Genomic DNA, 6310 nt, shown 5'->3' with positions numbered 1-6310 from the left:
GGCGGGGGGTGGGGGGGGGGGGGGGGGGGGGGGGCGGGGGGGGGGGGGGCCCCGGGGGGGGGGGGGGGGGGGGGGGGGGGGGGGGGGGGGGGGGGGGGGCCCGCTGCGCGGGGCTCCTTCCCCACCCCGCCCCTCCCCGAACCGGGGCTCCGCCCCGGACCCCGCGCCTCAAACTCCCCCTACGCCTGGCGGCGTGGGGGGACCCCAGCGGGGCTGGAAAGCCTCAGCCGCGGTCGCTCGGGCGGGCCAGGTGGAAGGCCTGGCGGGTGGCCTTGTGGGGCACGGGGACCGGGATCTCCGCGATCTCCTGTTCCGGCGCGCCCATCTGCGGCACCAGGCCCGGTGTCGAGCCCGTCGTGCCCGCCAGGACCGCCGCCGGGGCGCCGCCGCGGCGGCGGATCGAGCCGGGGACCAGAGGGCGGCCGGAGGTGTGCAGGGCGACCGCTGTCATCGGGGTCGCCGCCAGCAGGAGCAGGGCGCACAGGACCAGGCCCATGCCCGGGTAGCCGGCCTGTTCGGACAGGACGCTGCCGGTGACCGGGCCGCAGGCCACGCCCAGCGAGGACGCGGAGCCGACGAGCACCGCCCACCGCCCGCGCGGGTCGAGGGAGGCGGCGAGGCCGAGCAGGTAGGACAGGACGACCGGGTAGAAGACGTTCCACAGGATCTCGCCGGCCGCGAAGGCCGGGAGGCTCTCCGCGCGCGAGCTCACCAGCACGCAGACGGCGATGATCGCCGTGCCCGCGCCGATCGGCGCGGCCCGGCCGAGCCGTGAGCCGAGCGCCCCCGCGGCCGTCACGCCCGCGAGCCCGGCCCCCAGGGCCACCGCGAACACGGCGCCGACGGTGACCTCGCTCAGCCCCGCCTGGGTGAGCCCGATCCGGCCGCTCACGCCCCACAGGGCGTTCTGGGCCATGGACCAGCACAGGATCGCGGCGGCGAGGACGAGGCCCGAGCGGCGGTGGGGGAGCGGGGGGAGCGGGGTTGCCTCGCCCCGGGACGGCGTCGGTACGGGACCGTGCCCGGCCCCGCTCCCCAGCCCGCCCGTCAGCGGCCACACCGCCGCCGCCGCCACCGCGATCGACGCGAACGGCAGCCCGTGGCCGCCGCCCAGGTGGGGCAGCGTGAGGTAGAGCGCGCCGGCCGTCGCCGAGACGGTGAGCAGGCCGAGCGTGGACGCCCGGTGCGGGTCCCGCTGGGCGGCGATGCCGGCGGCGGCCACCGCCAGGGCCGTACCGGAGCCGAAGCCGCCCACGACCGCGCCGCCGATCACCAGCGGGACGCTCGTGGTCAGGGCCGCGGAGCCGTAGCCGAGGACCATCGCGCCGAGGCCGAACCGGGCCGCGCGGCGCGGTCCGATCCGTTCCACGCGGGAGGCCAGGGTGAAGCCGGCCGAGGCGGAGGCGAGCAGCAGGACCGAGCCGACCAGGCCCGCCTGGGCCGGGGTCAGGCCGAGTCCGGCGGAGAGTCTGCCGACGACGGTGGGCAGCAGGTACGGAGCGAGATAACCGGCCGTGAACAGGGCGACGAGAGGCCCCAGGGCACGCGGGCGCGACGACATGGGCGTTCCAGGGAACGGGAGGGCGAGGAGGGTGGAGCGCCCGGTGTGTGCACGGGATCTCGGGGTCCGGGATCGCGGGCCGACGGGGTCGCGGGGACATTCGTATCAAGTGATCGTGGGCCCCGAGAAGCCCGAAGAGGGCGGAAAGCCCCCATTCCATTTGTGATCTGGGTCACTATGGGGTTTGGGGTGTGTGCGCCCGGGTAGACGCGCGCGGCTCTCCGTCCCGCGTCACCCCTGTCGCCCCACCCCCATCAGGCACACTGGCCTGATCGGCACCACGGACGGGAGCAGGCCGTGACCACAGCACGAGGAGACCAGCAACGCGACGCGGGCGTCGACCCGTTGGTGCGCCTGCGCGAGGCCGGCGACCCCGCCTGCGACGTCTTCCTCACCGGCACGGTCTTCCTCGACATCATCTTCACCGGCCTCGACAGCGCCCCCGTGCGCGGCACCGAGTCCTGGGCCAGGGGCATGGGGTCGAGCCCCGGCGGCGTCGCCAACATGGCCACCGCCCTCGCCCGCCTCGGCCTGCGCACCTCGCTCGCCGCCGCCTTCGGCGACGACCACTACGGCGAGTACTGCTGGGACGCCTTGGAACAGGGCGAGGGCATCGACCTCTCGCTCTCCCGGACCGTCCCCGGCTGGCACTCCCCGGTCACCGTCTCCATGGCCTACGAGGGCGAGCGCACGATGGTCTCCCACGGCCACGAGGCCCCACCCGACGACAACGCAGCCGGCGCCCTGCCCGCCTACCCACCGCCCGCCAGGGCCGCCGTCGCCTCGCTCGTGCCCGGCCGGTCCGAGGAGTGGGTCGCCCGGGCCGCGCGGGGCGGCGCGAAGGTCTTCGCCGACGTCGGCTGGGACGACACGGGCCGCTGGAACCTGGCAGGCCTGACCGACCTGGCGCACTGCGAGGCCTTCCTGCCCAACGCCCAGGAGGCCATGCGCTACACCCGCACCGACTGCCCCAGGGCCGCCGCCCGGGCGCTCGCCGACAAGGTCCGCTACGCCGTGGTCACCCTCGGTGCCGAGGGCGCGTACGCGGTCGACGGCGCCACCGGCGAGACCGCGGAGGTGCCCGCGATCGAGGTCTCCGCCCTGGACCCGACCGGCGCAGGTGACGTTTTCGTGGCCGGGTTCGTCACCGGGACGCTCGCGGACTGGCCGCTCGCCGACCGGCTGGCCTTCGCGGGGCTGATCGCCGCGCTCTCCGTCCAGGAGTTCGGCGGCTCGCTGTCCGCACCGGGCTGGGGCGAGGTCGCCGCCTGGTGGGAGCACGTCCAGGAGCACGTCTGCCAGGACCCGGAGGCCCTGCGCGCCCGCTACGCCTTCCTGGAGCGCATGCTCCCGGCCGCCACCCGTCCCTGGCCGCTGCGCCGGGCGGTCCCGACGATCGGGTTCAGAGCGGCCCCGTCGTAAAAGCCTTCGGCCGTGTCAGCGACAAGTCGTAGGCTTGGTATCCCAGAGGTTGTCGAGCAGCGAGAACCCTGCAACGGGAGGTATGTGCAGGCCACAGTGCCGGCCCATGACTCAGACACCCACAGCCCCCAACGGCGCGCCGGGCGAGACCCGCGCCCACTTCACCGTCCCCGCCAAGCATCCGATGGTGACCGTTCTCGGTTCCGGTGACGCACTCCTGCGTGTGATCGAGGAAGCGTTCCCGAAGGCCGACATCCATGTCCGGGGCAACCAGGTCAGCGCAGTGGGAGAAGCGGCGGAAGTCGCCCTCATCCAGCGCCTGTTCGACGAGATGATGCTGGTGCTCCGCACCGGACAGCCGATGACGGAGGACGCAGTGGAACGCTCGATCGCCATGCTCAGGGCGAGCGAGAACGGCAAGGCGGAGGCGGGCCAGGAGACCCCGGCCGAGGTGCTCACGCAGAACATCCTCTCCAGCCGCGGCCGCACGATCCGCCCCAAGACCCTCAACCAGAAGCGGTACGTCGACGCGATCGACAAGCACACGATCGTCTTCGGCATCGGCCCCGCGGGCACCGGCAAGACGTATCTGGCCATGGCCAAGGCGGTCCAGGCCCTGCAGTCCAAGCAGGTCACCCGGATCATCCTGACCCGGCCGGCCGTCGAGGCGGGTGAGCGGCTCGGCTTCCTGCCCGGCACGCTCTACGAGAAGATCGACCCGTACCTGCGGCCGCTCTACGACGCCCTGCACGACATGCTCGACCCCGACTCGATCCCGAAGCTGATGGCCTCGGGCACGATCGAGGTCGCACCGCTGGCGTACATGCGAGGCCGGACGCTCAACGACGCGTTCATCATCCTCGACGAGGCGCAGAACACGAACCCCGAGCAGATGAAGATGTTCCTCACCCGGCTCGGCTTCGAATCCAAGATCGTCATCACCGGTGACATCACGCAGGTCGACCTGCCCGGCGGTACCAAGAGCGGTCTCCGCCAGGTCCGGGACATCCTGGACGGCGTCCCCGACGTCCACTTCTCCATGCTCACCTCCCAGGATGTCGTCCGGCACAAGCTCGTCGGCCGTATCGTCGACGCGTACGAGCAGTACGACAGCCGCAACGGGAAGCAGTAGAAGAGCACCATGTCGATCGACGTCAACAACGAGTCCGGAACCGAGGTCGACGAGCAGGCGATCCTCGACATCGCCCGCTACGCGCTCGCGCGGATGCGCATCCACCCCCTCTCCGAGCTCTCGGTGATCGTCGTGGACGCGGACGCGATGGAGCAGCTCCACATCCAGTGGATGGACCTGCCGGGCCCGACGGACGTCATGTCCTTCCCGATGGACGAGCTGCGTCCGCCGGCGAAGGACGACGACAACGCGGAGCCGCCGCAGGGGCTCCTCGGGGACATCGTGCTCTGCCCCGAGGTCGCCACCCAGCAGGGCAAGGACGCTCCGACGCAGCACTCCATGGACGAGGAGCTCCAGCTCCTGACCGTCCACGGAGTGCTGCACCTGCTCGGTTACGACCACGAGGAGCCGGACGAGAAGGCCGAGATGTTCGGCCTCCAGGCGGCCATCGTCGACGGCTGGCGCGCGGAGAAGGGCCTCACCGGCCCCTCCCCGGCGCCCACCGTCTCCTGACCCGGGGATCGGGCCCCCGATGAACGCATCGCTCATCCTCGGAGCGGTCGCGCTGGTGATCGTCGCGTGGCTCGCGGCCTGCGCCGAGGCCGGTATCGCCCGCGTCTCCAGCTTCCGCGCCGCCGAGGCCGTACGGTCCGGGCGGCGCGGCGCGGAGAAGCTGGCGCAGGTCGCCGCCGACCCGACCCGCTACCTCAACGTGGCCCTGCTCGTCCGGGTCGCCTGCGAGATGGCGGCCGGAGTGCTCGTCACGTACGCGTGCCTGGAGGAGTTCCCCGAGACCTGGGAGGCGCTGCTCGTCGCGATGGCGGTGATGGTGCTCGTCTCGTACGTCGCCGTCGGCGTCTCGCCGCGCACCATCGGCCGCCAGCACCCGCTGAACACGGCGACGGCCTCCGCGTACGTCCTGCTGCCGCTGGCCCGGATCATGGGCCCGATCCCGCAGCTGCTCATCCTGATCGGCAACGCGCTCACCCCCGGCAAGGGTTTCCGCAAGGGACCCTTCGCCTCCGAGGCCGAGCTGCGCGCCATGGTCGACCTGGCCGAGCAGGAGTCGCTGATCGAGGACGACGAGCGCCGGATGGTGCACTCCGTCTTCGAGCTCGGCGACACGCTCGTACGGGAGGTCATGGTGCCGCGCACCGACCTCGTCTGCATCGAGCGGTACAGGACCGTCCGCCAGGCCCTCACCCTCGCGCTGCGCTCCGGCTTCTCCCGGATCCCGGTGACGGGCGAGAACGAGGACGACATCGTCGGCATGGTCTATCTGAAGGACCTGGTCCGCAAGACGCACATCAACCGCGACGCCGAGTCCGACCTGGTGTCGACGGCGATGCGCTCCGCCACCTTCGTACCGGACACCAAGAACGCCGGCGACCTGCTGCGCGAGATGCAGCAGGAGCGCAACCACGTCGCCGTCGTGATCGACGAGTACGGCGGCACGGCCGGGATCGTCACCATCGAGGACATCCTGGAGGAGATCGTCGGCGAGATCACCGACGAGTACGACCGCGAGCTGCCGCCCGTCCAGGACCTGGGCGAGGGCAGCTACCGGGTCACCGCCCGCCTCGACATCGGCGACCTCGGCGAGCTGTACGGCTTCGGCCCGGACGAGTTCGACGACGAGGACGTGGAGACCGTCGGCGGACTGCTCGCCAAGGCGCTCGGCCGGGTCCCGATCGCCGGCGCCAAGGCGGTCGTGGACCTCCCCGACGGGCGCTCGCTGCGGCTGACCGCCGAGTCCCCTGCGGGCCGCCGGAACAAGATCGTGACGGTGCTCGTGGAGCCCGTGGCGGCCGACCCGGAAGGGACGACGACCGATGACGCCTGACCGGCTGCGCGCCTTCTGCCTGGAGTTCAACGACGCGACGGAGGAGTTCCCCTTCGGGCCCGACACCTCCGTCTTCAAGGTCGCGGGGAAGATGTTCGCGCTGTCCTGGCTCGACGGCCGGCCGCTGCGGATCAACCTCAAGTGCGAGCCGGAGGAGGCGGTCAGGCTCCGCGAGGAGTACCCGGCGATCGCGCCCGGCTACCACATGAACAAGCGCCACTGGAACACGGTGACCGTCGGCGAGCTCCCGGACCGCATGGTCCGGGAGCTGGTCGAGGACAGTTACGACCTGGTCGTCGCGGGCCTGCCGAAGGCGGTACGGCTCCGCCTCGACCGGCCGTAGGACGGAGCG

6 protein-coding genes are annotated in these 6310 nt (G+C 72.5%); 5 read left to right on the top strand and 1 reads right to left on the bottom strand.

Annotation, left to right across the window (positions count from 1 at the left end):
• Positions 1-223: 223 nt before the first annotated feature.
• Positions 224-1561, bottom strand: a complete 1338-nt coding sequence (locus ACF09C_RS31790; protein WP_392096529.1) for an MFS transporter — start codon at positions 1559-1561, stop codon at positions 224-226.
• 297 nt (positions 1562-1858) lie between these two features.
• Here ACF09C_RS31790 and ACF09C_RS31785 point away from each other — a divergent pair, with 297 nt between their 5' ends.
• The 5 genes from ACF09C_RS31785 (at position 1859) to ACF09C_RS31765 (ending at position 6301) form a co-directional block, all read left to right on the top strand.
• Entirely contained in the window at positions 1859-2983 is a 1125-nt protein-coding gene (locus tag ACF09C_RS31785; protein WP_392096527.1) for a PfkB family carbohydrate kinase, read from the top strand.
• A 106-nt stretch (positions 2984-3089) separates the two neighbouring features.
• Positions 3090-4115: a PhoH family protein gene (locus ACF09C_RS31780; protein ID WP_392096526.1), complete on the top strand. Its 1026-nt coding sequence runs from the start codon at positions 3090-3092 to the stop codon at positions 4113-4115.
• Positions 4116-4124: 9 nt separating this feature from the next.
• Positions 4125-4628, top strand: a complete 504-nt coding sequence (gene ybeY / locus ACF09C_RS31775; protein ID WP_362410978.1) for an rRNA maturation RNase YbeY — start codon at positions 4125-4127, stop codon at positions 4626-4628.
• Between the two features lie 19 nt (positions 4629-4647).
• The gene (locus tag ACF09C_RS31770) at positions 4648-5958 is read left to right on the top strand and encodes a hemolysin family protein (protein WP_392096524.1); all 1311 of its coding nucleotides are present in this window, start codon (positions 4648-4650) and stop codon (positions 5956-5958) included.
• A complete protein-coding gene (locus ACF09C_RS31765) occupies positions 5948-6301 on the top strand; it encodes an MmcQ/YjbR family DNA-binding protein (protein WP_392096522.1) in 354 nt (117 codons plus the stop codon). Before ACF09C_RS31770 ends, ACF09C_RS31765 begins: the two co-directional genes overlap by 11 nt.
• Positions 6302-6310 lie beyond the last annotated feature (9 nt).

Origin of the sequence: Streptomyces sp. NPDC014870, assembly GCF_043081505.1 — a bacterium.
Lineage (GTDB): Bacteria > Actinomycetota > Actinomycetes > Streptomycetales > Streptomycetaceae > Streptomyces.
Note: the sequence above shows the minus strand (reverse complement) of the source record. Positions and strands in the feature narration are given on the sequence as shown.

What these genes read in the sequence shown, in the direction of transcription:
- ACF09C_RS31790 (WP_392096529.1), bottom strand. Translation starts at nt 1,561, where the DNA reads ATGTCGTCGCGCCCGCGTGCCCTGGGGCCTCTCGTCGCCCTGTTCACG.
- ACF09C_RS31780 (WP_392096526.1), top strand. Translation starts at nt 3,090, where the DNA reads ATGACTCAGACACCCACAGCCCCCAACGGCGCGCCGGGCGAGACCCGC.
- ybeY (WP_362410978.1), top strand. Translation starts at nt 4,125, where the DNA reads ATGTCGATCGACGTCAACAACGAGTCCGGAACCGAGGTCGACGAGCAG.
- ACF09C_RS31770 (WP_392096524.1), top strand. Translation starts at nt 4,648, where the DNA reads ATGAACGCATCGCTCATCCTCGGAGCGGTCGCGCTGGTGATCGTCGCG.
- ACF09C_RS31765 (WP_392096522.1), top strand. Translation starts at nt 5,948, where the DNA reads ATGACGCCTGACCGGCTGCGCGCCTTCTGCCTGGAGTTCAACGACGCG.